Below are 26,037 nucleotides of genomic sequence, written 5' to 3'. Positions count from 1 at the left end.
TGGTCGGCCTGGATTATCCGGCCGGCACCGGGAGGGCCCTTGGCGCGGGCTAGTTCGAAAGAACTAGGCCGTGGGCGTCCCGCCTCGTCCTTCCGCGCCGGCCCGACCCGACCGGCGATGGATGGTCGGCGCAGGCCCCGCAGCCGAGCATGCCTACCGTGTCCAAGACCCTGTCCCCCTCGCTGCGCTGGAATCCGGAAGACGCGGATTTCTGGGCCGGCCATGGCCGGGCCGTGGCGCTGCGCAACCTGGGCTGCGCGCTGCCGGCGCTGGCGCTGTCGTTCGCGGTCTGGATGCTGTGGTCCGTCCTTGTCGTGCACCTGCCGGCGGCGGGCTTCCGCTACAGCACCAACCAGCTGTTCTGGCTCAGCGCGCTGCCGGCCCTGTGCGGCGCGACGCTGCGGGTCTTCTACGGCCTGGCCGTGTCCTGGGTCGGCGGGCGGCGCTGGACGGCGCTGTCCACGGCCAGCCTGCTGGTCCCGGCGGCCGGCATCGCGCAGGCCGTGCAGGACCCGTCCACGCCCTATGAATGGATGGTGGCGCTGGCCCTGCTGTGCGGCCTGGGCGGCGCCAATTTCGCCAGCGGCATGGCCCACATCAGCGCCTGCTTCCCGGCCCGCGAGCAGGGCGTGGCCCTCGGCCTGGGCGCCGGCTTCGCCCACCTCGGCGTGGGCCTCGTGCAGTGGCTGGTGCCGGCCGTCATCGCGCTGGACCTGTTCGGCCTGCCGGCCCAGGGCGGCGGGCTGTGGCTGCAGAACGCCGGCCTCGTCTGGCTGCCGCCGATCGCGCTGGCCAGCCTGCTGGCCTGGGCCGGCATGGACGACCTGCCCAGCGGCGGCGTCGGCATGGCCGAGCAGGCCCAGCTCTTCACGCACCGCCACAGCTGGCTGATGAGCTGGCTCTACCTCGGCAGCTTCGGCAGCTTCATCGGCTTCGCGGCGGCCTACCCGCTGCTGCTGCGCAGCCAGTTCCCGGACCTGACCTCCGCGCTGCAGCTGGCCTGGATCGGCCCGCTGCTCGGCGCGCTGGCGCGGCCGCTGGGCGGCTGGCTGGCCGACGACCTCGGCGGCGCGCGCATCAGCCTGGCCTGCTTCGGCGTGCTGGCCCTGGGCGTCGTCGGCGTGCTCGCCAGCCTCGCGGGCGAGGGCGGGCCGGCGCTCTTCGTCGCCAGCTTCGCGCTGCTCTTCGTCGCGGCCGGCATCGCCAACGGCAGCACCTTCCGCATGGTGCCGCTGGGTTTTCTGCGTGAGGCCGAGCGCGGCCGCGGTTCTCTGCGCGAGGCCCAGGCCCAGGGCGCCGCCGCTTTGGGCCTGTGCTCGGCCGTCGGCGCCTACGGCGGCTTCTTCATCCCCAAGAGCTTCGGCAGCGCCATCGCCCTCGGCGGCGGTCCGCAGGCCGCGCTCTATTGCTTCCTGGCGTTCTATCTGAGCTGCATGGCCATCTGCTGGTGGTGCTACGGCCGTCGCAACGCCCCCCTGTCCTGTTAACGGAGAAAGAGATGTCCCACTTCCTGGATCGACTGACCGCCTTCCGGCTGCCTCGGCAAGTCTTCGCCGGCGGCCACGGCGTCGCCACCGGCGAGGACCGCACCTGGGAGGATGCCTACCGCAACCGCTGGGCCCACGACAAGATCGTGCGCAGCACCCACGGCGTGAACTGCACCGGCTCCTGCTCGTGGAAGATCTACGTCAAGGGCGGCATCGTCACCTGGGAGACCCAGCAGACCGACTACCCGCGCACGCGGGCCGACCTGCCCAACCACGAGCCGCGCGGCTGCGCGCGGGGCGCGAGCTACAGCTGGTATCTCTACAGCGCCAACCGCGTGAAATACCCGATGGTGCGCGGCCGCCTGCTCAAGCGCTGGCGCGAGGCGCTGGCCGTGGCCAGGAGCCCGGTGGACGCCTGGGCGCTGATCCAGGCCGACGAGGCCGCGCGGCGCGACTACCAGCAGCTGCGCGGCATGGGCGGCTTCGTGCGCTCGACCTGGGACGAGGTCAACCAGCTGATCGCCGCGGCCAATGTCTACACGATCAAGCAGCACGGGCCGGACCGCATCATCGGCTTCTCGCCCATCCCGGCGATGTCCATGGTCAGCTATGCGGCGGGCAGCCGCTATCTCAGCCTGATCGGCGGCGTCTGCATGAGCTTCTACGACTGGTACTGCGACCTGCCGCCGAGCAGCCCGCAGGTCTGGGGCGAGCAGACCGACGTGCCCGAGTCGGCCGATTGGTACAACAGCAACTACATCATCGCCTGGGGCAGCAATGTGCCGCAGACGCGCACGCCGGACGCGCACTTCTTCACCGAGGTCCGCTACAAGGGCGCGAAGACGGTGGCCGTGACGCCCGACTACTCCGAGGTCGCCAAGCTGGCCGACCTGTGGCTGCATCCCAAGCAGGGCACCGACGCGGCGCTGGCCATGGCCATGGGCCACGTGGCCCTCAACGAGTTCTATTTTAAGCAGCGCAGCCCCTACTTCGACGACTACGCGCGCCGCTACACCGACCTGCCGCTGCTGGTGCTGCTGGAGGAGCAGACCCTGCCCGACGGCCGCAAGGCCCGCGTGCCCTCGCGCTATCTGCGCGCCAGCGACCTGGCCGGCCAGATGGGCCAGAGCAACAACCCGGAGTGGAAGACGCTGGCTTTCAACAGCAGCGGCATGCTGGTGCTGCCCAACGGCTCCATCGGCTTCCGCTGGGGCGCCGAGGGCCGCGACGACGCCGGCAAGTGGAACCTGGAGGCCAAGGAGGCCGAGGGCGGCGGGGACGTCAGGCTCAAGCTCTCCCTCGTGGAAGACGGCGAGCAGGCCCAAGAGGTCGTCGACGTGGCCTTCCCGTACTTCGCGGGCAGCGCCAGCGAGCACTTCATGCCCAACCCGCAGCAGGACGGCGTCAGCCACCGCGCCCGCGTGCCGGCGACCAGGCTGAAGACCCAGGACGGCGAGGCCGTCGTCGCGACCGTCTTCGACCTGCAGGCCGCGCAGTACGGCATAGCCCGCGGCTTCGGCAGCGGCGCAAAGAGCTACGACGACAACGCCCCCTACACGCCCGCCTGGCAGGAGGCCATCACCGGCGTGCCGCGCGCCCAGGTCATCCGCGTCGCGCGCGAGTTCGCCGAGAACGCGCACAAGACCCAGGGCAAGTCGATGATCATCATCGGCGCCGCGATGAACCACTGGTACCACTGCGACATGAACTACCGCGGGGTCATCAACCTGCTGATGATGTGCGGCTGCATCGGCCAGAGCGGCGGCGGCTGGGCGCATTACGTCGGCCAGGAGAAGCTGCGCCCGCAGACCGGCTGGACGGCGCTGGCTTTCGCGCTGGACTGGGTGCGCCCGCCGCGCCAGATGAACAGCACGAGCTTCTTCTACGCCCATACCGACCAGTGGCGCTACGAGAAGCTGGGCGTCGACGAGGTGCTGTCGCCGCTGGCCACCGAGGCCGAGCGCGCCGAGTTCAGCGGCAGCATGATCGACTGCAATGTGCGCGCCGAGCGCATGGGCTGGCTGCCCAGCGCGCCCCAGCTCAAGACCAACCCGGTGCAGGTCGTCAAGGACGCCGCGGCCGCCGGCCTGGCGCCCAAGGACTATGTCGTGCAGGGCCTGCGCGACGGCTCGCTGCAGCTGAGCTGCGAGGACCCCGACGCGCCGCAGAACTGGCCGCGCAATATGTTCGTCTGGCGCTCCAACCTGCTGGGCTCCAGCGGCAAGGGCCACGAATACTTCTGCAAGCACCTGCTGGGCACCGAGAACGGCGTGCAGGGCAAGGACCTGGGCGCCGACGACGCCAAGCCGCAGGAGGTGCGCTGGCATGCGCAGGCGCCGCAGGGCAAGCTGGACCTGGTCGTGACGCTGGACTTCCGCATGAGCACGACCTGCCTGTACTCCGACATCGTGCTGCCCACGGCCAGCTGGTACGAGAAGAACGACCTCAACACCAGCGACATGCACCCCTTCATCCACCCGCTGTCCGCGGCGGTGGACCCGGTCTGGCAGTCGCGCTCCGACTGGGAGATCTACAAGGGCTTCGCCAAGGCCTTCAGCGAGGTCTGCGTCGGCCATCTCGGTGTCGAGAAGGAGGTCGTCATGTCGCCGCTGATGCACGACACGCCGGCCGAACTGGCCCAGCCCTTCGGCGTGCAGGACTGGAAGAAGGGCGAGTGCGAGCTGATCCCCGGCAAGACGGCGCCCAACATCGCCGTCGTCGAGCGCGACTACCCGGCCACCTACGAGCGCTTCACGTCGCTCGGGCCGCTGATGGACAAGCTCGGCAACGGCGGCAAGGGCATAGCCTGGGACACCAGGACCGAGGTCGCCCAGTTGGCCGAGCTCAACGGCGTGGACGCCGCGGGCCGCGCCCGCATCGTCAGCGACATCGACGCCTGCGAGGTCATCCTGCAGCTGGCGCCCGAGACCAACGGCCATGTCGCCGTGAAGGCCTGGGATGCGCTGTCCAAGTTCACCGGCCGCGACCACGAGCACCTGGCCCTGCACCGCGAGGACGAGAAGATCCGCTACCGCGACGTGCAGGCCCAGCCGCGCAAGATCATCAGCTCGCCGACCTGGAGCGGCCTGGAGAGCGAGAAGGTCTCCTACAACGCCGGCTACACCAATGTGCATGAACTGATCCCATGGCGCACGCTGACCGGCCGCCAGCAGTTCTACCAGGACCACCCGTGGATGCGCGCCTTCGGCGAAGGCTTCACGAGCTACCGCCCGCCGGTGGACCTGAAGGCCACGGGCGGCATCGAGGGCATCAAGCCCAACGGCAACCCGGAGATCGTGCTGAACTTCATCACGCCGCACCAGAAATGGGGCATCCACAGCACCTACAGCGACAACCTGCTGATGCTGACGCTCAACCGCGGCGGCCCGGTCATCTGGCTCAGCGAGGACGACGCAAAAAGGGCCGGCATCGCCGACAACGACTGGGTGGAGCTCTTCAACCTGAACGGCGCCATCGCGGCCCGCGCGGTGGTCAGCCAGCGCGTGAACCCCGGCATGACGCTGATGTACCACGCGCAGGAAAAGATCATCAACACGCCCGGCAGCGAGATCACCGGCGTGCGCGGCGGCATCCACAACTCGGTGACGCGCATCGTCACCAAGCCCACCCACATGATCGGCGGCTACGCGCAGTACAGCTACGGCTTCAACTACTACGGAACCATCGGCACCAACCGCGACGAGTTCGTCGTGATCCGCAAGATGAACAAGGTGGACTGGCTCGACACCCCGCGTGACGACCACCTCGCCGCGGCCTACCAGTCGCAAGGCGAAAACCCCTGAACACGCGAGGAGCAATCAAATGAAGATTCGCGCACAGATCGGCATGGTGCTGAACCTGGACAAGTGCATCGGCTGCCACACCTGTTCGGTCACCTGCAAGAACGTCTGGACCAGCCGTCCCGGCGTCGAGTACGCCTGGTTCAACAACGTCGAGACCAAGCCCGGCATCGGCTATCCCAAGGAGTGGGAGAACCAGGACAAATGGAACGGCGGCTGGGTCCGCAAGGCCGACGGCAAGCTGGAGCCGCGCCAGGGCGGCAAGTGGAAGCTCTTGATGAAGATCTTCGCCAACCCCAACCTGCCGGAGATCGACGACTACTACGAGCCCTTCACCTTCGACTACGACCACCTGCAGTCGGCCCCCGAGATGAAGCATGCGCCGACGGCCCGCCCGCGCAGCCTCATCACCGGCCAGCGCATGGAGAAGATCGAGTGGGGCCCGAACTGGGAGGAGATCCTCGGCGGCGAGTTCAGCAAGCGCTCCAAGGACAAGAACTTCGACGACGTGCAGAAGGAGATGTACGGCAAGTTCGAGAACACCTTCATGATGTACCTGCCCAGGCTGTGCGAGCACTGCCTGAACCCCGCCTGCGTCGCGAGCTGCCCCTCGGGCTCGATCTACAAGCGCGAGGAAGACGGCATCGTGCTGATCGACCAGGACAAGTGCCGCGGCTGGCGCATGTGCGTGTCGGGCTGCCCCTACAAGAAGATCTACTACAACTGGAAGAGCGGCAAGGCCGAGAAGTGCATCTTCTGCTACCCGCGCATCGAAGCGGGCCAGCCGACGGTCTGCTCCGAGACCTGCGTGGGCCGCATCCGCTACCTCGGCGTGCTGCTCTACGACGCCGACCGCATCGCCGAGGTCGCCGCCACGCCCAACGACAAGGACCTCTACCAGGCCCAGCTCGGCATCTTCCTGGACCCCCACGACCCCGAGGTCATCGCCCAGGCGCGCCGCGACGGCATCCCCGACAACTGGCTGGAGGCCGCGAAGAACAGCCCCGTCTACAAGATGGCCGTGGACTGGAAGGTGGCCCTGCCGCTGCACCCCGAGTACCGCACGCTGCCCATGGTCTGGTATGTGCCGCCGCTGTCACCCATCAGCGCCGCGGCCAACGCCGGCCAGGTCGGCATCAACGGCGAGATCCCCGACGTGCGCCAGCTGCGCATCCCGGTGCAATACCTGGCCAACCTGCTGACGGCCGGCGACGTCTGGCCCGTGGAGCGCGCGCTGGAGCGCATGCTGGCCATGCGCGCCTACCAGCGCAGCCTGCATGTCGACGGCGTCGAGAACCGCGCCGTGCTCGACCAGGTCGGCCTGCTGCCGAGCGAGGTGGCCGAGATGTACCGCGTGATGGCCATCGCCAACTACGAGGACCGCTTCGTCATCCCGACGACCCACCGCGAATACGCCGAGAACGCCTTCAATGTGCGCGGCGGCTGCGGCTTCAGCTTCGGCAACGGCTGCTCCGAGGGCGTCACCGAGACCAGCCTGTTCGGCTCGGAGAAGAAGCGCACCATCCCCATCAAGGCAACGGTCTGAGGAGGCGAGCCATGTTCAACACGCCCACCCCCGCCCCCTACAGCCTGCGCGTGCTCGCCGCGCTGCTGCGCTACCCCGATGCCGCCTTCCGCGCCGCCGTGCCCGAGATGCAGCAGGCGCTGAAGCGCGAGGCCGCGCTTCCCGCGGCCCGCATCGACGAGCTCTGCGCGCTGCTGCAGCGCCTGCAGCAGGCCGATGCCTTCGCGGTCGAGGCCGACTTCGTCGACCTCTTCGACCGCGGCCGCGGCACGGCCCTGCACCTGTTCGAGCACATCCACGGCGACTCGCGCGACCGCGGCCCGGCCATGGTCGACCTGCAGCAGACCTATGAGCGCGCCGGCCTCTACCTGGCGCCCGGCGAACTGCCCGACCACCTCGCCGTCGTGCTGGAGTTCGCCAGCACCCAGCCCGCCCGCGAGGCGCGCAGCTTCCTCGGCGAGACGGCCCACATCGCCCGCGCCATCTTCAGCGCGCTGCAGCGCCGCCAGAGCCCCTACGCCAGTGTGCTGGCCGCCGTGCTCGAACTGGCCGGCGAACGCGCCGAGCCGGTCGACATTGCGCCCGAGCCCGGGCTCGACGAGGCCTGGGCCGAGCCCGAGGCCTTCGGTGGCTGCTCCAGCGCCGGCCAGTCCCGCCCCGAGCAGCCGCAACCCATCCACATCGTGCGCAAGCAAAGCGCCCACCAGCCGGGAGCCCAGGCATGAACGCCCTGCATAACTTCCTGTTCGTCGTCTACCCCTACATCTGCCTGGCTGTCTTCCTGATGGGCAGCCTGGCCCGCTTCGACCGCGACCAGTACACCTGGAAGAGCGACAGCTCGCAGATGCTGCGCGGGCGCGGCATGAAATGGGCCAGCAACCTCTTCCATGCCGGCATCCTGTTCCTGATGGTGGGCCACACGGTCGGCATGCTGACGCCGCACGCGCTGTACGAGCACTTCATCAGCGCTTCAACTAAGCAGATGCTGGCCATCGTCGCCGGCGGCGTGGCCGGGACGTTCTGCTTCATCGGCCTGAGCATGCTGATCTGGCGCCGCATGACCGACCCGCGCATCCGCCTGACCAGCCACCGCACCGACCTGGCCATCCTGTGGATCCTGTGGGCGCAGCTCAGCCTGGGCCTGATCACGCTGCCCTTCTCGCTGTCGCATGCCGACGGCTCGGTCATGCTGGTGCTGTCCGACTGGGCGCAGCGCATCGTCAGCTTCAACCCCGACGCGAGCGGCCTCGTGCACCTGGCCTGGCCCTACAAGGTCCACATGGTGCTGGGCATGACCATCTTCCTGCTCTTCCCTTTCAGCCGCCTCGTGCACGTCTGGAGCGGGCTGGCGTCGGTGTTCTACGTCTTCAGGCCCTACCAGGTCGTGCGCTCGCGCCGCCTGAATCTCCCGAAGTGACCCCACCCCCTACCGGCTTCGCCGGCCCCCTCAAGGGGGCGCCGCTGGCGGCCCGGCAAAGCCGGTTCCGCGGCGGCCGCGCGGTCGGTACGTGCAACGCGTAAGGAGATGCCCAATGGCTGCATCCGTGAATGATGTTTTGATCGCCACCGCCGACGAGGCGCTGGACGATGAGGCGCTGCGCCAGCGCGCCTGCACCGAGTTGCTGCGCCAGCGCGCCATCGGCCTTGGCCTGCTGGCCGAGGACGACCCCGTGCCGCGCGAAGGCGCCGTCAGCGAGGCGGCCAGCGAAGCCATCGAGGCGCTGCTCCTGCAGGAGCTGGCCGGCCCCGAGCCCGACGAGGCCGCCTGCCGCCGCCACTACGAGGCGCATGCGCGCCAGTTCGCGCGGGGCGAGCGCGTGCAGGTGCGCCACATCCTGTTCGCCGTCACGCCCGGCGTGGACGTGGACCGGCTGCGCCAGCATGCCGAGGGCCACTTGATCGCGCTGCGCGCCAGCGAGACGGCGGCCTTCACCGAGGCCGCCCAATCCCTGTCCAACTGCCCGAGCGGCGCCGACGGCGGCCGCCTGGGCTGGCTGAGGACGGAAGACTGCGCGCCCGAGTTCGCCAAGGAGCTGTTCGGCCGCAGCGAGATCGGCGTGCTGCCGCAACTGCTGCACAGCCGCTTCGGCCTGCACATCGCCGCCATCGACGCGCGCGAACCCGGCCGGCTGCCGCCCTTCGAGCAGGTGCGCGAGGCCGTGGCCCAGCAGATGCGCCAGCAGCACCAGATCAGCGCGTTGCGCCAGTATCTGCAGACGCTGGCCGGCGATGCGCGGCTGCAGGGCGTCGAACTCCAGCAGGCCACGTCGCCCCTCGTCCAGTAGTGGCCCAGGCCATGCCGGCACCGGCCCCCACCGCTTCGGCGACGGCGACGACGCCAGCGGCGTGCCGCTGTCTTGAACTGGTTCAAGGCGCGACGGGGCCGCCAGCCCTAGGCTGACGACCCATGAACAACGCCCTCCACGACCTCCGCCCGCTCGCGCCCGCGCAGCGCCACCAGCTCGCCTTCCAGTGCTTCGACGCGCTCGCCGACGGCGAGGCCTTCGAGCTGGTCAACGACCACGAGCCGCGCGGCCTGCTGATGCAGTTCCACGCCTACCGCCCGCAGGCCTTCAACTGGCAGGTGGTGCAGGCCGACCCGGGCTACTGGCGCATCCGCATCGGCCGCGCCGCACCCGGCGAGGCTTCGGCGCCGATGCCGCAAGGCGGCTGCGGCTGCGGCGGTGGTGGCGGCTGCTCCTGAAACAGCGCCCCTCGTCCGGCCCCGCCCCGCTGTACGCGGGCGTTCCCAGCCGGTCCCCCGAGGGGACGGCGATGCTCGCGGCATCGAGCCGCGAGCACATCGCCAGCGCGGGCCGGCTTGGGAGCGGCCCGGCGCTCGGCCCGCAAAGCCCAGAACTGCAAGACCTCTGAGATGTCCGCTGACTCCTCCCCGTCGCCGCGCAAGCCCGATCTCGTCTGCCCCGCCGGCTCGCTGCGCGCGTTGCAGCTCGCCATCGAGGCCGGTGCCGACGCCGTCTACCTCGGCCTGAAGGACGCGACCAATGCGCGCAACTTCGCCGGCCTGAACTTCGACGCCGCCCAGGTGCGCGAAGGCGTCGCGCTGGCCCATCGCAAGGGCCGCAAGGTGCTGATGGCGCTGAACACCTTCGCCGATGCGCGAGACGCCACGCCCTGGCAGCGCGCCGTCGACCATGCCGCCGAGCTCGGCGCCGATGCCCTCATCGTGGCCGACAGCGCCGTGCTGGCCGATGCGCACCGCCGCCACCCGCAGCTGCGCCTGCACCTGTCCGTGCAGGCTTCGGCGACGAACTGGGAGGCCATAGCGTTCTACCGCGAGCGTTACGGCATCGAGCGTGCCGTGCTGCCGCGCGTGCTGACGCTGCAGCAGGTGCAGCAGTTGATGAAGCACTGCCCCGTGCCGGTCGAGGTGTTCGGCTTTGGCAGCCTGTGCGTGATGGTGGAGGGACGCTGCGCGCTGTCCAGCTATGCCACGGGCCAGTCGCCCAACACAGCCGGCGTCTGCTCGCCGCCCGCCGCCGTGCGCTGGGACGAGGCCGCCGATGGCGTGCGCGCCCGCCTGGGTGGCGTGCTGATCGACCACTACCGCCCCGGCGAACCGCGCGGCTACCCGACGCTGTGCAAGGGCCGCTTCGAGGTCGGCGCGCTGGCGCGCGACTATGCGCTGGAGGAACCCACCAGCCTCAACACGCTGGCCCTGCTGCCGCAGCTGATCGCCGCCGGCGTGGACGCCATCAAGATCGAGGGCCGCCAGCGCAGCCCCGCCTATGTGGCCGAGGTCACCAAGGTCTGGCGCAGCGCCATCGACAGCGCCTGGGCCGCCCACGAGGGCCGCGGCCGCTACAGCGTGCAGCCGGCCTGGGACGGCCAACTGGCGCGCTGGGCCGAGGGCCAGCAGCACACCCTGGGGGCTTACGACAGACCTTGGAGATAAGACCCCCCCCGAGGCGCTGCGCGCCTCCCCCCAGGGGGCGCCGCCAGTGGCCCGGCAGAGCCGGTTCCACGGCGGCCGCTTGATGGAGCGCCCCGGCTTGCGCCGGGCGCATGAACTCCCAAGGAGAAAATCGATGATGGGTCTTTCTGTCGGCCCTTTGCTGTACTGGTGGCCGCGCGAGGCGCTGCTGAACTTCTATGCCGAGATGGCCGATGCGCCGGTGCGCAGCATCGTGCTCGGCGAGCTGGTCTGCTCGCGGCGCAACGAGATCAGGTTCGAGGACTGGCTGGCCATCGCCCGCGAGCTGCGTGCCGCCGGCAAGGAGGTGCGGCTGGCGACCATGGCCCTCGTCATGAGCGAGGCCGAGCTGCGCACGCTGCGCCGCATCTGCGAGCAGGACGAGTTCCCCGTCGAGGCCGGCGACGCGGCAGCGCTGCAGCTGCTGTCGCGCCTGGGCCGCCGGCCGCTGACGCTGGGCCCGCATCTCAACATCTACAACGCCGCGGCGCTGGCCGAGCACGCGGCGCTGGGCGCCGACCGCTGGGTCGCGCCGGTCGAGCTGTCGCTGGACGCGCTGGGGCGCATCAACCCGCAGGCCTCGGCCATCGCGACCGAGGCCTGGGGCTTCGGCCGCCTGCCGCTGGCCTTCTCGGCGCGCTGCTTCACGGCCCGCCACCACCGGCTGCAGAAGGACGACTGCCAGTTCCGCTGCCGCGACGATGCCGACGGCCTGCTGCTGAAGACCGGGGAGGGCGAGGACTTCCTCGCGCTCAACGGCATCCAGACGCAGAGCGCCGCCCTGCAATGCCTGCTGGGCCAGGGCGAGGCGCTGCGCGAGGCCGGCGTGAGCCTGCTGCGGCTGTCGCCTTGCGGCGCGCATTTCGGGCGTGTCGTCGAACTGTTCGACGCGGTGTTCGCGCGCGGCGCCGATGCCGGCGAGGCGTTGGCCGAGCTGCGCGCGCTCCCCTTGCCCGGCCGTCTCGTGGACGGCTTCGCGCGCCGCCAGCCCGGCCTTGCGGAGGTCGCATGAGCACACTGCCAAGCCTTCCGCCGCAGTGGCGCGAGCGCGTCGCCCGCCTGCCCAGCCGCCCGCCGTCCACGCTGCTGGCCCTGGCGCTGGACCGCCTGCTGCTGCCGCGCCTGGACGCGTCGCAGCGCCAGGCCCTGCAGGGCCGGACGGTCGAGATCGAGCTGCAGGAACTCGGCGCCCGCGTGCGCCTGGCGCTGGGCGAAGGCGGCTTTCGCGCCGCCGGCGAGGGCGGCAAGCCGCATCTGCGCCTGCGCGCCCGCGCCGATGCGCTGTGGCGGCTGCTGCGCGGCCAGGACGATGCCGACCGGCTGTTCTTCGACGGCGCCCTCGTCATGGAGGGCGACACCGAATACGGCCTGATCCTGAAGAACACGCTGGACGCCATCGGGCCGCTGTGGGTTTCTTGACCTGGTTCAAGGACGCTGCCGCCCGCGCTGACCACACTCGGCGCCGCTAGATGTAGTGCCGCTGTGGCGCTGCAAACACCATAGGTAGCGCATGAGCCTCTATCCCCAGCAGGTGCTGAAACGCGATGGCCGCCTCCAGGCCTTCGACGCGGGCAAGATCGTCCAAGCCCTGGCCGCCGCCGGCCGCGCCAGTGCGGAGTTCGGCGAGGACGAGGCCCGCTGGCTGACCGAGAACGGCGTGCTGCCCGAGCTGGTCGCGCGCACGCTGCCCGGCATCGAGCAGATCCAGGACGCCGTCGAGGCGACGCTGTTCGGCGCCGGCTGGCGCCGCACGCTGCGCGCCTACACCGTCTACCGCGAGCAGCACCGCCGCCTGCGCGACGCGCGCCAGACGCTGGTGGACGTGCAGGCCACGATGGACGAATACCTGCAGCAGCGCGACTGGCGCATCAACGCCAATGCCAACCAGGGCTGGAGCCTGGGCGGGCTGATCCTGAACGTGTCGGGCAAGGTCGTCGCCAACTACTGGCTGGACCATGTCTACCCGCCCGAGGTCGGCGACGCCCACCGCGAGGCCGACCTCCACATCCACGACCTCGACATGCTCAGCGGCTACTGCGCCGGCTGGAGCCTGCGCACGCTGCTGCACGAAGGGCTGAACGGCGTGCCGGGCAAGGTCGAGGCCGGGCCGCCCAGGCACCTGTCCAGCGCCGTCGGCCAGATCGTCAACTTCCTCGGCACGCTGCAGAACGAATGGGCCGGCGCCCAGGCCTTCTCCAGCTTCGACACCTATCTGGCGCCCTATGTCCGCAAGGACGGCCTCGGCTACGCGCAGGTGCGCCAATGCCTGCAGGAGCTGATCTACAACCTCAACGTGCCGTCGCGCTGGGGCACGCAGACGCCCTTCACCAACCTGACCTTCGACTGGACCTGCCCGGCCGACCTCGCCGAGCAGGTGCCCGTCATCGCCGGCGAGGAACAGCCCTTCTGCTACGGCGAGCTGCAGGCCGAGATGGACCTCATCAACCGCGCCTACATCGATGTGATGACGGCCGGCGACGCCAAGGGCCGCGTCTTCACCTTCCCCATCCCGACCTACAACATCACCAAGGATTTCGACTGGGCCCACCCCAACGCCGAGGCGCTGTTCGAGATGACGGCGCGCTACGGCCTGCCCTATTTCCAAAACTTCCTGAACTCCGACCTGGAGCCGCAGATGGTGCGCTCCATGTGCTGCCGCCTGCAGCTGGACCTGCGCGAGCTGCTCAAGCGCGGCAACGGCCTGTTCGGCTCGGCCGAGCAGACCGGCTCGGTCGGCGTCGTCACGGTCAACTGCGCGCGCCTGGGCTATCTGCATGCCGGCGACGAGGCCGGGCTGCTGTCGCGGCTGGACACGCTGCTCGAACTCGGCCGCGACAGCCTGGAGCTCAAGCGCAAGCTGATCCAGCGCCTCATCGACCAGGGCCTCTTCCCCTACACGCGGCGCTATCTGCGCACGCTGCGCAACCACTTCTCGACGCTGGGCGTGAACGGCATCAACGAGTTGGTGCGCAACTTCACGCGCGGCGCGCACGACATCACCGCGCCGGAGGGCCATGCGCTGGCCGTGCGCCTGCTGGACCATGTGCGCGCGCGCATGGTCGAGTTCCAGGAGCAGACCGGCCACCTCTACAACCTCGAGGCCACGCCGGCCGAGGGCACGACCTACCGCTTCGCCAAGGAAGACCGACGCCGCTGGCCCGCCATCCTGCAGGCCGGCAGCGACGCCAACCCCTACTACACGAACAGCTCGCAGCTGCCGGTCGGCTTCACCGACGACCCCTTCGAGGCGCTGGAGCGCCAGGAGGAGCTGCAGCGCAAATACACCGGCGGCACGGTGCTGCACCTCTATATGAGCGAACGCATCAGCTCCGCCGCCGCCTGCCGCGAGCTGGTCAGGCGCGCGCTCAGCCACCACCGCCTGCCCTATGTCACCGTGACGCCGACCTTCTCGATCTGCCCGACTCACGGCTATCTGAGCGGCCATCACGAGTTCTGCCCCAAGTGCGACGAGGAACGCCTCGCCCGCAAGCAGCGCGAATCCCAACCCCAACCCGCCTGAAGGAGACCCAATGAACGCTGTCATCGAAACCCAGGAACAGGCCATCACGCTGTGCGAAGAGGAACGCCAGCGTTGCGAGGTCTGGACCCGCGTGATGGGCTATCACCGCCCTGTGGCCAGTTTCAATATTGGCAAGCAGGGCGAGTTTGCCGAGCGCGTGCATTTTGAGGAGACCCCTCGCCCATGCGCGCCCCGCTGAACGCGGGCGAGCCTGGCCGGTCCCCCGCGGGGACGGCGATGCTTGCGGCATCGAGCCGCAAGCACATCGCCCAAGCGGGCCGGCTTGGGAGCGGCCCGGCGCTCGGCCCGAGTGAAGCGCTGAGCGGCGCCCTGGCCGTCGCCGGCCTGCAGCCTTTCAGCAGCGTCGACTTCCCCGGCCGCCTGGCCGCGGTCGTCTTCCTGCAGGGCTGCCCCTGGCGCTGCGGCTACTGCCACAACCCCGGCCTGCAGGCCCGCGGCCCCGGCCGCGGCGCGCGCTGGCCGGCGCTGCGCGACTGGCTGGAGCAGCGCGTGGGCCGGCTGGACGGCGTCGTCTTCAGTGGCGGCGAGCCGACGCTGGACCCGGCCCTGCCGGCCGCCATCGACGAGCTGCGCGGCCTCGGCTATGCCGTGGGCCTGCACACCGCCGGCCTCGCGCCGCGGCGCCTGGTCGCGCTGCTGCCGCGGCTCGAATGGGTGGGGCTGGACATCAAGGCCGCGCCCGGCGACGCGGCGCTGCACGACCGCATCACGGGCCGGCGCGGCAGCCAGCGCGCGGTGCGCGAATCGCTGGCCCTGCTGCAGGCCAGTGGCGTGGACTTCGAGTGCCGCAGCACCTTGCATCCGCAATGGTTCGGCGATGCCGACCTGCTGCGCCTCGTGCGCGAGCTGGCCGACGTGCCTCGCCATGTGCTGCAGCTCGCGCGGCTGCCGGATGCTTCGGGCGCCTTGCGCGCCCCGATTGGCTGGCCCTCGCAGGCCCTGCTGGCCGAGGCGCGGGAGATCAGGCCCGACCTGCTGTTGAGGGGTTGAGCAGCGCGCGGCAATGCGCGAGCAGGGCCTCGGCCTGGGCCGGGTCGAAGTCGCCGTGCTGGACCTTGCGCACGCCCTGCTCGTGCAGGCGCAGCTCGGTGCTGGCCGTCACGCCCACGCGGGCCAGGCAGGCGCGCGCGCAGGCCAGCGGGCAGCCGTCGATGGCCAGGATGGGCCGGCCGCTCTCGGCCGCGCGCTGGGCCGTGCGCACCAGCGCCTTCACGCCACCGCCCACGCCGGCGATGCAGGACATCTCGGCGTCGCCACCCCGATCCAGCCTCACGGCCAGGTGGTTGGCCAGCTGGGCCGCGCTGGAGCAGCCGGAGCAGGCGTAGACCAGCGGCAGTTCGCTCGGCATGTCGTTCTATCCGTGAAACCGCGTATTCGGGCCGAGCGCCGGGCCGCTCCCAAGCCGGCCCGTCTGGCGATGTGCTTGCGGCTCAATGCCGCAAGCATCGCCATCCCCGCGGGGGATCGACCAGACTCGCTCGCGTTCAGCGACGCGAGCATGGGCGAGGGGCTGGTTCACCCGATGAAGACCGCCTCGCCTGCCGGATTGAAGGGCAGCAGCCCGCCGAATTCGCCGGCCTCGACGCGCTTGACCAGCAGATCCAGCATGCGCTGGATCTCGCTCGCGGTGGTGCGGCCGGCCAGCGCGGCGGTGAACAGCAGCTGCCAGGCCGGGCCGGCCTCGCGGGCCTCGGCGGACAGGGCCGCGAAGTCGGCCAGTTCGGCCGGGTCCTTGTCCACGCACATCAGCGGGCGCAGCACGCCGCCCGAACCCGCTGCATGGGCGGCGCGCTGCTCGGGCGTCGCGTCGGCCTCGCACTCGGCCGTGGTGAAGACCATCAGCAGCCGTTGCGGCTCGCGCTGCGCGCGGGCCATGGCCAGCAGGTCGTCGAAGTGTTCGATGTTCATGGCCCCAGTCTGAGCCGATGCGGCCCGGCGTGGCGCCTCCGACGGAGGAGGGCGGGGTCCGCCGGAAGAACTAGGCGCCACGGGCCCGGCTCCTGCCACGGCGGGATGGGCTGGCGCCGGGCGGCGCCAAAGAATCGGCGCATGGAACCCGTGCACTGGATGAGCGCCGACGGCGCGCTGCTTGACCGCCGCCAGCGCCCCTGGCGCGACCTGCGCATCTCGCTGACCGACCGCTGCAACTTCCGCTGCGGCTACTGCATGCCGCGCAGCCGCTTCGGCCCCGGCCACCGCTTCCAGCCCCAGGCCCAGTTGCTGAACTTCGAGGAGATCGCCCAGGTCGCCCGCGAGGCCCTGGCCCTGGGCGTGCGCACGCTGCGCCTGACCGGCGGCGAGCCGCTGCTGCGCCGCGACCTGCCGCAGCTGGTCCGCCAGTTGGCCGCGCTGCGCACGCTGGACGGCACGCCGCCCGACCTCGCGCTGACGACCAATGGCAGCCTGCTCGCGGGCCAGGCGCGCGAACTGCGCGACGCTGGCCTGGGCCGGCTCACGGTCAGCCTGGACGCGCTCGACGACGCCGTGTTCCGGCGCATGAACGACGTCGGCTTCCCGGTCTCCGAGGTGCTGCGCGGGCTGGAGGCGGCCTGCAGCGCCGGCTTCGAGCGCATCAAGGTCAATATGGTCGTGCGCCGTGGCGTCAACGACGGCGAGGCGCTGCCGCTGGCCGCGCACTTCAGGGGCAGCGGCATGGTGCTGCGCTTCATCGAATTCATGGACGCTGGCCGCCACAACGGCTGGAAGCTCGACGAGGTGCTGCCCAGCGACGAACTGCGCGCGCGCATCGCCGCGCGCTGGCCGCTGCAGCCGCTGCCGGCCACGCGCGGCGGCGAGACGGCGCAGCGCTGGTGCTATGCCGACGGCGCGGGCGAGATCGGCTTCATCAGCAGCGTCAGCCGCGCCTTCTGCGGCGACTGCACGCGCGCGCGGCTGACGGCCGACGGCCGCCTCTTCACCTGCCTGTTCGCGGCCCAGGGCCACGACCTGCGCCCGCTGCTGCGCGGCGCCCAGGGCGGCGAGGCCCAGCTGCGCGAGCAGCTCGCGGCGATCTGGGCCCGGCGCACCGATGCCTATTCCGAGCAGCGCGAGCAGCTGCGGCCGCTGCGGCCCGAGCGTGCCGACATGCATGTGCTGGGCGGCTAAGAGCTTGAGAGTTTTTCGGCCATGCCCGCCTTGCACGCCAAAACGCCCCCGCTCGTCGTTGCAAATGCTCGCCATAGCCGAGCTATGGCTGTGCTTTGCGCCTAGATCGGGGGCGTTTTGACGCGCCTTTCGGACACGGCCGAAAAGCTCTCAAGCTCTGAGAACTGGAGCCCGCGGCGCCTGCTCGGCGCGCCGCACCGGCTGGGCTTTGCCGTCGGCGCCGCGCTGATGGGCCTGCTGGCGCTGTGGTGGCTGGCCGTGCTCGCGGCCATGGCGCTGGGGCTGGACCCGGGCTGGGCCGTGCCGCCCGCGCCGGCCCATGGCCTGCTGTTCACGCTGGGCTTCATGCCGGCCTTCATGGCGGGCTTTTTGTTCACCGCGGGGCCGCGCTGGCTGGCCCTGCCGGCCGTGGCGGCGCGCACGCTGCTGGCGCCGCTGCTGCAGTTCGGCGCCGGCTGGGCGACCGTGCTGGCCGGCGTGCATGCGGCGGCGCTGCTGGCGGCCCTGGGCATGGCGCTTGTTGCGGTCGGCTGGCTGCGGCTGCTCCTGCGCTTCGCGGCCCTGCTGCGCGCCAGCCGGGCGCCGGACCGCCTGCACGCCCGCTGGCTGCTGGCGGCCGGCGCGATCGGCGTGGCCGCGATGCTGCTGGCCTGCCGCGCGCTGGCCCGGGGCGATGTGCCGCAGCTGCGCGCCGCGGCGCAGCTGGGCCTGTGGGCCTTCGTGCTGCCCGTCTTCACCGTGGCCTGGCACCGCATGATCCCGCTGTTCGCCGCCACGGCGCTGCCGCGGCTCGAAGCCCTGGGCGAGCGCGCGCAGCTGCTGTTGCTGCTTGCCGGCCCGGCCCTGATGGGCCTGGCCCGGGTGCCCGGGCTGCCCCGCTGGCCGCTGGCCGCGCTGCTGGCCCTGGCCGCGCTCGCGCTGCTGGCATTGGCGCTGCGCTGGCGGCCGCCTGCCGGCGACGCGGGGCGGCTGCTGCGCATGCTGCGCGGCGGCTTCGGCTGGCTGGGCGTGGCGCTGGCGCTGCAGGCGCTCTCGCTGGGGCTGCAGGCCGTGGGGCGGGCGGGCCTGGGGACGGCGCCTCTGCATGCGCTGACGCTGGGCTATCTGGGCTGCACGCTGGTCGCGATGGCCACGCGCGTGGCCGCGGCGCACAGCGGCCGGCCGCTGGCCATCGACCGCGCCGGCTGGCGCCTCTACCGCCTGCTGCAGCTCGGCGTGCTGCTGCGCCTGGCGGCCGCGCCGGGCCTGGGCGGCGGTGCCGCGCTGCTGGCGGCGGCCGCGGCCTGGGCCGGCGTGGCCACGGCCTGGGCCTGGCGCCAGGGCCGGTGGCTGGGATTGCCGCGCGCCGACGGCCGGGCGGGCTGAAGCCATGGATGTCCAACTGGCCCAGCACTGGCTGCAAAGGCTGCCGCTGTTCAGCGAGGTCGGCCCGGAATCGCTACAGCCGCTGGCCGCGGCCGCGCGGCTGCAGGCGCTGCCCAAGGGCGCGTTCGCGCTGCGCGCCGGCGATGCCTGCGGGGCCTTCTTCGTGAACCTCGGCCCGCCGGTGAAGCTCTTCGTGCTGGCGGCCAATGGCAACGAGAAGGTCGTCGAGCTGGTCGCCGCGGGCCAGAGCTTCGCCGAAGCGCTGATGTTCCTCGGCCGGCCCAGCCCGGTGCATGCGCAGGCCCTGGGCGACACCCAGCTGCTGGTGCTGCCGCGCGAGGCCGTGCTCGAAGCGATGGCGGCCGACCAGCGCCTGGCGCTGCGCATGCTGGCCGGCCTGAGCCGGCGCCTGCACGGCCTGGTGGCCGACGTGCAGGCCTATGCGCTGCAGTCCGGCGTGCAGCGCGTCATCGGCTATCTGCTGCGCGACGCGGCCGGCCCGGGCGCCTGCGCCGTCGAGCTGCCGGTCAGCAAGGCCACGCTGGCCTCGCGGCTGTCGCTGACGCCGGAGTATTTCTCGCGCGTGCTGCGCGAGCTGGAGGAGGGCGGCCTCATCGCCGTGGAGGGGCGCCGCATCCGCATCGCGTCGGTCGAGCGGCTGGCGGCCTACCCGCACGACTGAGGGGTCAGCTCGCCACGACCTCGGTGCGGAACAGCAGGGCCTGGTCGCGCGGCTGGTCGATCTGCAGGCGGGCGCAGTGGTCGGGCGCGGGCAGGCCGGCCTCGGCGACGAGTTCGCGCAGCAGGTCCGGCGCCAGCTGCGGCGCGGCGCGCAGCACCAGGCTCAGCCGCCAGGGCCAGGCCGGCGACGCGGGCGCGCCGACGAGGCGGTCCACATTGCTGTGCGCCTGCAGGCCGGCGAGGCTGGCGGCCGGCGGCTCGGCGTGCCGCCACAGCGCCAGCAGGCCGGGCTGGGGCACGCGCGTCGGCGCCGGCTTCAGGGCCAGGCCGGCCAGCTGGTGGCCGCGCCGCCAGGACTGCAGCTTGGCCAGCAGCCGGTGCTCGCTGCAGCCGAGTTCGCGCGAGCATTCGGCAAAGGGCCGCGAGCACAGCAGCAGGCCTTCCTCGAGGCGCTCCGCGAGGCGCGGGTCGTCGCAGGGCAGGCTGGTTTCGGGTGGTGGCGCCGTCAGCCGCAGCCGGGCCACGGGCGCGGCCGGCAGGCGCTGCAGCTGGCGGGCCAGCGCGGCGTCGTCCAGCGCCTCGATCTCGGCCCACAGCAGGGGCATGCCGGCCTGGGGCTCGCAGCGCTCGACGCGGAAGCAGCCGGGCAGGGCCGCCAGCGCCGCGGCGCCGGCCGCGGGCTCGAAGGCGAAGCGCCAGCGCTCGCGGCGCAGCCCGTCGCCCCAGCAGGGCTGGATGGCCTGCAGCGTGCCGTTGCGGTGCAGCTCCTGGCAGACGCCGAGCAGCTCGCGCGGCGTCGCACCGCTGCGCGCCGCCATCTGCCGGAACGGCGACGCGTGCAGCGGGAAGCTCTGCTGCCAGCCCTGCAGCAGGGTCTGGCGCAGGCTGGCGCAGCAGCTGGCATGAGGCGACGAGTAGGGCATGGTGAGCCCGAATACTCGGTGCGGCGATCGAAACCGTCCTTGATCTGCTTCAAGGTTGATCGCCGTGCCAGCGCGCCGCCGCGCGGCGCACGACCTCGGGCAGCAGGCGATCCTGGCTCTCGATGCCGCGCAGCCAGGCGGCGTCGTTGCCGCTGCCGTTGATCTCGCGGCGCAGGGCCTGCAGCGCGGCCTCGGCGCGCAGGTCGCCGGCATGGCTGTCCAGCCGCGCGAGCACGGCGCTGAGGTCGTCGCGCAGCACGCGGTGCTCGCCGGTCTCGGGGTCGACGAAGGTGCCGTCCAGCCCGAAGCGGCAGGCCTGGAAGCGGTTGAAGGTGTAGGGCAGGTAGTCGTCCTCGCTGAGCTTGAACGGCTTCTCCACCGTCAGCCAGCGCGCCAGGCACTGGATGAAGCCGGCCAGGGCCGCGGCCTTCTCGATGGTCAGCGGCGTGTCCAGCACGCGGACCTCGATGGTGCCGAACTCGGGCTTGGGGCGGATGTCCCAGTAGAAGTCCTTCATGCCCGAGACGACGCCGGTGCGCGTCATCTTCGTGAAGAAGGCGCCGAAGTCGTCCCAGGTCTGCACGAAGGGCGCGCGGCCCGACAGCGGGAAGGCGAACACCGAGTTCAGCCGCGCCGAGTCGAAGCCCGTGTCCTCGCCCTGCACGAAGGGCGACGACGCGGCGAGCGCGATCAGATGCGGGATGAAGCGGCTCATGCCGTGCAGCAGCACCAGGGCCGCGTCGGCGCCGGGGCAGCCGATGTGCACATGCTGGCCGAACACCGTGAACTGCTTGGACAGATAGCCGTACAGCGACGACAGCTCGTGGAAGCGCGGCGTCTCGAAGATGCGCCGGCGCGTCCAGTGCTGGAAGGGGTGGGTGCCGCCGCCGCACAGGCTCACGTCCAGCGCTTGAGCGCAGTCCACCAGCGCGTCGCGGATCTGGCCCAGCTCCGACAGCGCCTGGCCGTAGCCCGCGCAGACGCCGGTGGACAGCTCGATCATGCTGCTGGTGATCTCGGGCTTCACGTCGCCGGGGATGCTGCGCTTTTGCATCAGCCGCAGCAGGTCGCCCGAGACGGGCGCGAGGTCGTAGTCGTCGTTGTTGACGATCTGCAGCTCCAGCTCGACGCCCAGCGTCAGCGGCTGCGATGGCGCGAAGCTCCCGAGGCTCATCGGCGGCCCTCCTTGTGGTGCGGGGCGGCCTGTGCCGCGGGCGGCAGCTCGCCGGCCAGGCGCAGCGCCAGCTGCACGGCGATGGGGCCGGCCAGCTCCAGCACGGCGATGCTGGTCAGGATGATGGGCACGACGCCCGCCGCCAGGCTGGGCTCGGCGCGCAGCAGCTCGCTGAGCATGACCAGGGCCGTGGCCGACAGCGGCGTCATCGTGATCGACAGCGCCAGGCCCTGGCGCCAGCTGGCCTTGGCCCAGGACGCCAGCGCGACGATGGCGACGGTCTTGGCGACGAAGCGCGCCGCCATCAGGGCCAGCGCCGCGAAGCCGCCGGCGAACAGGATCTGCGGCGTCCAGGCCGAGCCGACGATGACGCAGAGCATCAGCACCAGCGCGCCGCCCGAGGTGCCGAAGTGGCGCGGCCAGACCCAGGGCCGCTCGCTGGAATTGCGCAGCAGCAGGCCGGCCAGCAGCGGCATCAGCAGGGTCGACACGCCCACGGCGCGCGCGGCGACGATGGCGAAGGCGACCAGGCCGAACAGCAGCAGCACGGCGCTCTCGTTGCGCAGGTCCAGCCGCCGTCCGACGAGGTGGACGGCCACGGCCAGCAGCGCGGCCAGGGCCAGCGTCGTCAGCAGCGAGCCGGTCAGGCCCATCAGCGCCTGCGACAGGCTGCCGCCGTCGTCGGCCGCCCACCAGGTGCGCATCAGCGTCAGGGCGACGACGGCATAGAGCGTGTTCAGCGCCGTCAGCAGCGTGGCGCGCTGCGTGACCTGGCCCTCGGCGCCCAGCTCCAGCGCGACGCGTCCCGACACGGCGGCCGGCGCCGGCATGGCCAGGATGGCGCAGGCCACGGCCGTCTGCCAGCCGACGTCGAGCAGGCGCAGCACCAGCGCGACGGCTATGGCGCTGAGCAGGGCCTCGGCCAGGCTGGTGGCGGCCAGGCCGGGGTTGCGCCGCAGCCAGCGCAGGCGCACGCGGCAGCCGATCTCGAACAGCAGCAGGCCCAGCGCGAGGTCGCAGACGACCTGGGCCGCGCCGTTCAGCGGCATCGTCACGCCATGCCCGAAGGCCGCGGCCACGCAGCCGGCCAGCGTGTAGCCGACGACGCGCGGCAGCCGCGTCGTCGCCGCGATGAACTCGCCGGCCAGCGCACCGGCCAGCAGCACGGCGACGACGAAGATCAGCTCGCCGGAGGGCGCGACGGCCAGGCTGGCCCAGACCCTGGCGCCACTGTCGAGTGCAGTCATGCGTCTCCTTTCGGATCGGGTCCCGAGGCTAACGCTTGCTTACAGATGGGCCTGTAGGCCAAGGCGCCGAAATGCCCTGGGAGCCTGCGCGGCCGAGCGTGGCACCCGCGTTGGGCCTGGCTGGGGCGCAGGCAAGGCGCGAGGAGGCCGCGGGCTCGCGCCCGCAACGACGAGCAACGCGGCATGCGCCCCAGCCAGGCCCAACCCGAAGGGCCGGGGCGATTTGCGGGGCCATGCGGCGTTGCCGGCTCGTTGTGGGTCCCGACCCACGCCTCGCCGGCGCCTTGCCTGGCCCCGCAAATCGCCCCGGCGCGGGTCCCACGCTCGGCCGCGCAGGCTCCTAGCCGACCTCCGGGACAATGCGCGCCATGCAGCTCATCAGCGTCAACACCGCCCGCGTCGAACACTTCACCGCGACCGATGGCCAGGCCGTGGACTCGGCCATCCGCAAACGCGCCCGCGGCGGGCCGGTCGCCGTGGGCCTGCTGGGCCTGGAGGGCGACGAGCAGGCCGACCCCAGCGTGCACGGCGGCCTGTCCAAGGCCGTCTATGCCTACCCGCAGGAGCACTACGAGTTCTGGCGCACGGTGCGCGGCCAGGCCAAGGTGGCGGGCGCGCTGCAGCCCGGCGATTGCGGCGAGAACCTGACGCTGGCCGGCCTGCCGGAGAGCCGGGTCTGGATCGGCGACGTGCTGCGCTTTGCGGGCTGCGAGCTGGTCGTGTCCGAGCCGCGCTACCCCTGCTTCAAGTTCAACGCCCACATGGGCTTCAACCAGGCGGCCAAGCTGATGGCGCAGAGCGGCTGGTGCGGCTTCTACCTGGCCGTACGGCGCGAGGGCAGCATCGCCGCGGGCGAGGGCTTCGAGCTGCTGCCGGGGCCGCGCGAGGTCGGCATCGTCGAGCTGTTCAAGGCCAAGATGCGCAGGATCGCATGATGTGGCCCGAGGCCTGCCCGCCGCTGCGCCGGCGCACGCTGCTGATGGCCGGCCTGGCGCCGGCGCTGGCGCCGGCCCGCGCGGCGCCGGTGCTGCAGGTCGGCCCGCGCCGCGCCGTCAAGTCGCTGGCCGCGGCGGCGCGCCAGGCCCGCGACGGCATGCTGGTCGAGATCGACGCGGGCGACTATGTCGGCGACGCCGCCACGTGGACGCAGAACGAGCTGACGCTGCGCGCCGTCGGCGGCCGCGCGCGGCTGGTCGCGGCCGGCGCCCACGCCCAGGGCAAGGGCCTGTTCGTGACGACGGGCCGGCGCATGCGCATCGAGGGCCTGGACTTCAGCGGCGCCACCGTGCCGGACCGCAACGGCGCCGGCATCCGGCTGGAGGCCGGCTCGCTGACGCTGGTGGACTGCGGCTTCCGCGACAACGAGAACGGCCTGCTGACGGCCAGCGGCGACGACATCGAGCTCGACATCGTCGACTGCGATTTCGGCACCATCCTGCCGCGCGAGGGCAAGACGCATAACCTCTATGTCGGTGCCATCAAGCGCCTGGCCGTCACGGGCAGCTATTTCCACCACGGCCTGCACGGCCACCTGCTGAAGAGCCGCGCGGCGCTGAACCACATCCTCTACAACCGCCTGTCCGACGAGATCGGCGGGCGCGCGAGCTACGAGCTGGAGTTCCCGAACGGCGGCGTCGCCGTCGTCATGGGCAACCTCATCGTGCAGAGCTCGACGACGGAGAACCCGCACGTCATCTCCTTCGGCGTCGAGGGCGCCTCCTGGCCGAAGCAGGCCCTCTACCTCGTCAACAACACGCTGGTGGACCAGTTGCCCAGCGGCGGCATCTGGCTGCGCGTGGCGCCGCGCGAGGCCGAGGTGGTGCTGGCCAACAACCTGCTCGTCGGCGCCCCTAAGCTGGCGGCCGAGGGGCATTGGACGCGGCGCGCCAACTTCAGCGCCGACTGGGACGAGTTCGTGCGCGCGGCGCGCGACGACTACCGGCTCAAGCCCGGTTCGGCGCTGCGCGGCCAGGCGGCGGATGCCGGCGAGGGCGGCGGCCTGAAGCTGATGCCGACGCGCGAGTACCGCCACCCGCACGGCAGCCAGGCGCTCAGCGGGTCGGCGCGGAACCCGGGCGCGTTCCAGGGCTGAGCGCCGCGGCCGGGACAAAACCCAGTTGCTCGCTGGCCACGCGCTGCAGCGCGCGCGCCGTCGCCGCATCGATGCCGAGGTCGGCGGCGGCCTGCTCGCCGCTGCCCAGCGTCAGCGGGTCGCGGCCGCTGAGGCGGCCGAACAGCGTCAGCGCGGCCAGGTAGGAGCCGTATCTGCTGGCGTGCGTGCGGTCCAGCCACCACAGGTCGATGGCGCCGGTCGCGTCGGCCCTGCCATAGAAGCCGTGGCCGCGCGCCAGCCCCTGGCCCACCGCACGCTGGAAGGCGTCGCCCACCGGCACCACGCCGGCAAAGCCGGGGTTGGCGGCGGCCCGGGCCTGGAAGGCGGCGTGCAGGTCGGCCGTCATCGCGGCCAGGCTGGCGTAGTAGGTCGGCGCCGCCTGACCGGTGCCGACGGGGCGGCCATCGGGGCTGTCGAGGTCAGGCCGCGTAGCAGCATGGGCCTCGACGAGGTCGGGCCGCGCCCAGGTCTGCTCCAGCCAGACGCGGGTGGCGGCGCTGGCATTGGGGTTGGCCGCGATGTCGTGCGGCGCGTTGCAGGCGGCCTCGGGCAGGCCCGTGGCCACGCAGGCCGCGAGGCCGCCGAACAGCTCCGCCTCCGTGAAGCGTTGTGCGGCGCCGTCGTGGATGAAGCGCTCGAAGCGGTCCGCAAAGGCATCGAAGGCGGCCAGGTTGGCGTTGTGGCTGCGGCCGGCAGGCAGGGCCGCGTCGCTCTGCTCCTGCAGCACGACGCTGTCCCAGCGCCGGCTCGCGACATTGGCGCGCAGCGGCCAGTCGGCGTTGTAGGCCTGCAGGAAATGGCCGCGCAGCGAGGCCGCGTTGCGCGTGGACAGCGATACGTCCCAGGCCAGGCCGGCCTCGTCGGCCATCTTCTTGACGATGCCGGGCACGCCGCCCCAGGGATGGGGCTCGAAGCTGCCGGCGCCCGGCGTGCCGGCCGGGTGGCTGTTGGTGCCGGCCGGGTTTGCGGCGTTGAAGCCGGCCGTCAGGTCGTGCACGGCGGCGGCGTTGTAGCCCATCACCGGGTCAGCGCGACCGAAGGTGTAGCTGTTGCCGACGAAGAGCACGGCGACGGGCTCGGCGGCGATGGCCGGCCCGGCGAGTACCGCCGCGAGCGCGAGGAGCGGCAGGCCCCGGTTCATG

At 71.8% G+C, this 26,037-nt stretch carries 24 protein-coding genes; 18 read left to right on the top strand and 6 right to left on the bottom strand.

Annotated elements, in window-relative coordinates; genetic code table 11:
• Window positions 1–149 precede the first annotated feature (149 nt).
• The 13 genes from NYP07_RS18195 to NYP07_RS18135 all read left to right on the top strand — a co-directional run bounded on the left by NYP07_RS18195 (window position 150) and on the right by NYP07_RS18135 (window position 15,277).
• Window positions 150–1,487, top strand: coding sequence for an MFS transporter (locus NYP07_RS18195; RefSeq protein ID WP_268152991.1), 1,338 nt, complete (start codon window positions 150–152; stop codon window positions 1,485–1,487).
• Window positions 1,488–1,498: 11 nt separating this feature from the next.
• On the top strand, window positions 1,499–5,290 hold the full coding sequence (locus tag NYP07_RS18190) for a nitrate reductase subunit alpha (RefSeq protein WP_268152989.1): 3,792 nt from the start codon (window positions 1,499–1,501) through the stop codon (window positions 5,288–5,290).
• 19 nt (window positions 5,291–5,309) lie between these two features.
• Entirely contained in the window at window positions 5,310–6,833 is a 1,524-nt protein-coding gene (narH, locus tag NYP07_RS18185; RefSeq protein WP_268152987.1) for a nitrate reductase subunit beta, read from the top strand.
• Window positions 6,834–6,844: 11 nt separating this feature from the next.
• Window positions 6,845–7,537, top strand: coding sequence for a nitrate reductase molybdenum cofactor assembly chaperone (narJ, locus tag NYP07_RS18180; protein ID WP_268152985.1), 693 nt, complete (start codon window positions 6,845–6,847; stop codon window positions 7,535–7,537).
• Window positions 7,534–8,229 (top strand): respiratory nitrate reductase subunit gamma, encoded by a 696-nt coding sequence (gene narI / locus NYP07_RS18175; RefSeq protein WP_268152983.1) that lies wholly within the window; start codon window positions 7,534–7,536, stop codon window positions 8,227–8,229. Before narJ ends, narI begins: the two co-directional genes overlap by 4 nt.
• A 115-nt stretch (window positions 8,230–8,344) precedes the next feature.
• Window positions 8,345–9,097, top strand: a complete 753-nt coding sequence (locus NYP07_RS18170) for a peptidylprolyl isomerase (RefSeq protein ID WP_268152981.1) — start codon at window positions 8,345–8,347, stop codon at window positions 9,095–9,097.
• A gap of 122 nt (window positions 9,098–9,219) precedes the next feature.
• Window positions 9,220–9,516 (top strand): DUF2249 domain-containing protein, encoded by a 297-nt coding sequence (locus tag NYP07_RS18165; RefSeq protein WP_268152979.1) that lies wholly within the window; start codon window positions 9,220–9,222, stop codon window positions 9,514–9,516.
• A 171-nt stretch (window positions 9,517–9,687) separates the two neighbouring features.
• Window positions 9,688–10,728 (top strand): ubiquinone anaerobic biosynthesis protein UbiU, encoded by a 1,041-nt coding sequence (gene ubiU, locus NYP07_RS18160; RefSeq protein WP_268152978.1) that lies wholly within the window; start codon window positions 9,688–9,690, stop codon window positions 10,726–10,728.
• Window positions 10,729–10,861: 133 nt separating this feature from the next.
• Window positions 10,862–11,758 (top strand): U32 family peptidase, encoded by an 897-nt coding sequence (locus NYP07_RS18155; protein WP_268152976.1) that lies wholly within the window; start codon window positions 10,862–10,864, stop codon window positions 11,756–11,758.
• On the top strand, window positions 11,755–12,165 hold the full coding sequence (ubiT, locus tag NYP07_RS18150; protein ID WP_268152974.1) for a ubiquinone anaerobic biosynthesis accessory factor UbiT: 411 nt from the start codon (window positions 11,755–11,757) through the stop codon (window positions 12,163–12,165). The genes NYP07_RS18155 and ubiT overlap by 4 nt, the downstream gene beginning before the upstream one ends.
• Window positions 12,166–12,256: 91 nt before the next feature.
• Window positions 12,257–14,266, top strand: a complete 2,010-nt coding sequence (locus tag NYP07_RS18145; protein WP_268152972.1) for a ribonucleoside triphosphate reductase — start codon at window positions 12,257–12,259, stop codon at window positions 14,264–14,266.
• Window positions 14,267–14,276: 10 nt separating this feature from the next.
• Complete coding sequence (nrdD, locus tag NYP07_RS18140) at window positions 14,277–14,465, top strand: anaerobic ribonucleoside-triphosphate reductase (protein WP_268152970.1); 189 nt, start codon at window positions 14,277–14,279, stop codon at window positions 14,463–14,465.
• 38 nt (window positions 14,466–14,503) lie between these two features.
• Window positions 14,504–15,277, top strand: coding sequence for an anaerobic ribonucleoside-triphosphate reductase activating protein (locus NYP07_RS18135; protein ID WP_268152968.1), 774 nt, complete (start codon window positions 14,504–14,506; stop codon window positions 15,275–15,277).
• Here the strand turns inward: NYP07_RS18135 and NYP07_RS18130 are convergent.
• The gene (locus NYP07_RS18130; protein ID WP_268152966.1) at window positions 15,249–15,635 is read right to left on the bottom strand and encodes a putative zinc-binding protein; all 387 of its coding nucleotides are present in this window, start codon (window positions 15,633–15,635) and stop codon (window positions 15,249–15,251) included. The two genes, NYP07_RS18135 and NYP07_RS18130, sit on opposite strands and share 29 nt — an antisense overlap.
• Window positions 15,636–15,802: 167 nt before the next feature.
• A complete protein-coding gene (locus tag NYP07_RS18125) occupies window positions 15,803–16,195 on the bottom strand; it encodes a ribonucleotide reductase subunit alpha (protein ID WP_268152964.1) in 393 nt (130 codons plus the stop codon).
• Window positions 16,196–16,336: 141 nt separating this feature from the next.
• On the opposite strand from NYP07_RS18125, the gene moaA reads away from it, so the two are divergent.
• The 3 genes from moaA to NYP07_RS18110 all read left to right on the top strand — a co-directional run bounded on the left by moaA (window position 16,337) and on the right by NYP07_RS18110 (window position 19,439).
• Entirely contained in the window at window positions 16,337–17,392 is a 1,056-nt protein-coding gene (gene moaA, locus NYP07_RS18120) for a GTP 3',8-cyclase MoaA (protein ID WP_268152962.1), read from the top strand.
• 117 nt (window positions 17,393–17,509) lie between these two features.
• Window positions 17,510–18,757: an NnrS family protein gene (locus tag NYP07_RS18115; RefSeq protein ID WP_268152960.1), complete on the top strand. Its 1,248-nt coding sequence runs from the start codon at window positions 17,510–17,512 to the stop codon at window positions 18,755–18,757.
• 4 nt (window positions 18,758–18,761) lie between these two features.
• Window positions 18,762–19,439, top strand: a complete 678-nt coding sequence (locus tag NYP07_RS18110; RefSeq protein ID WP_268152958.1) for a Crp/Fnr family transcriptional regulator — start codon at window positions 18,762–18,764, stop codon at window positions 19,437–19,439.
• 4 nt (window positions 19,440–19,443) lie between these two features.
• Here the strand turns inward: NYP07_RS18110 and NYP07_RS18105 are convergent, their stop codons facing one another.
• Genes NYP07_RS18105 through NYP07_RS18095 form a run of 3 tightly spaced genes read right to left on the bottom strand, consistent with a single transcriptional unit; the run spans window position 19,444 to window position 22,782 of the window.
• Entirely contained in the window at window positions 19,444–20,361 is a 918-nt protein-coding gene (locus NYP07_RS18105) for a hypothetical protein (RefSeq protein ID WP_268152956.1), read from the bottom strand.
• Between the two features lie 49 nt (window positions 20,362–20,410).
• Entirely contained in the window at window positions 20,411–21,535 is a 1,125-nt protein-coding gene (locus tag NYP07_RS18100) for a YbdK family carboxylate-amine ligase (protein WP_268152954.1), read from the bottom strand.
• Window positions 21,532–22,782 carry a cation:proton antiporter gene (locus tag NYP07_RS18095; protein WP_268152952.1) on the bottom strand — a complete coding sequence of 417 codons (1,251 nt, stop codon included), beginning with the start codon at window positions 22,780–22,782 and terminating at the stop codon, window positions 21,532–21,534. The genes NYP07_RS18100 and NYP07_RS18095 overlap by 4 nt, the downstream gene beginning before the upstream one ends.
• A gap of 368 nt (window positions 22,783–23,150) precedes the next feature.
• Here NYP07_RS18095 and NYP07_RS18090 point away from each other — a divergent pair, with 368 nt between their 5' ends.
• Both NYP07_RS18090 and NYP07_RS18085 read left to right on the top strand, forming a co-directional pair.
• Window positions 23,151–23,717 carry an MOSC domain-containing protein gene (locus tag NYP07_RS18090; RefSeq protein ID WP_268152950.1) on the top strand — a complete coding sequence of 189 codons (567 nt, stop codon included), beginning with the start codon at window positions 23,151–23,153 and terminating at the stop codon, window positions 23,715–23,717.
• On the top strand, window positions 23,714–24,874 hold the full coding sequence (locus NYP07_RS18085) for a hypothetical protein (RefSeq protein ID WP_268152948.1): 1,161 nt from the start codon (window positions 23,714–23,716) through the stop codon (window positions 24,872–24,874). The genes NYP07_RS18090 and NYP07_RS18085 overlap by 4 nt, the downstream gene beginning before the upstream one ends.
• Here the strand turns inward: NYP07_RS18085 and NYP07_RS18080 are convergent.
• Window positions 24,834–26,036 (bottom strand): hypothetical protein, encoded by a 1,203-nt coding sequence (locus tag NYP07_RS18080; RefSeq protein WP_268152946.1) that lies wholly within the window; start codon window positions 26,034–26,036, stop codon window positions 24,834–24,836. The genes NYP07_RS18085 and NYP07_RS18080 overlap by 41 nt on opposite strands.
• Between the last annotated feature and the right edge of the window lies 1 nt (window position 26,037).

The sequence above is a fragment of the Pelomonas aquatica genome (assembly GCF_026712205.1).
GTDB lineage: Bacteria > Pseudomonadota > Gammaproteobacteria > Burkholderiales > Burkholderiaceae_C > Pelomonas > Pelomonas aquatica.
This window is presented reverse-complemented; position numbering and strand designations above follow the sequence as displayed.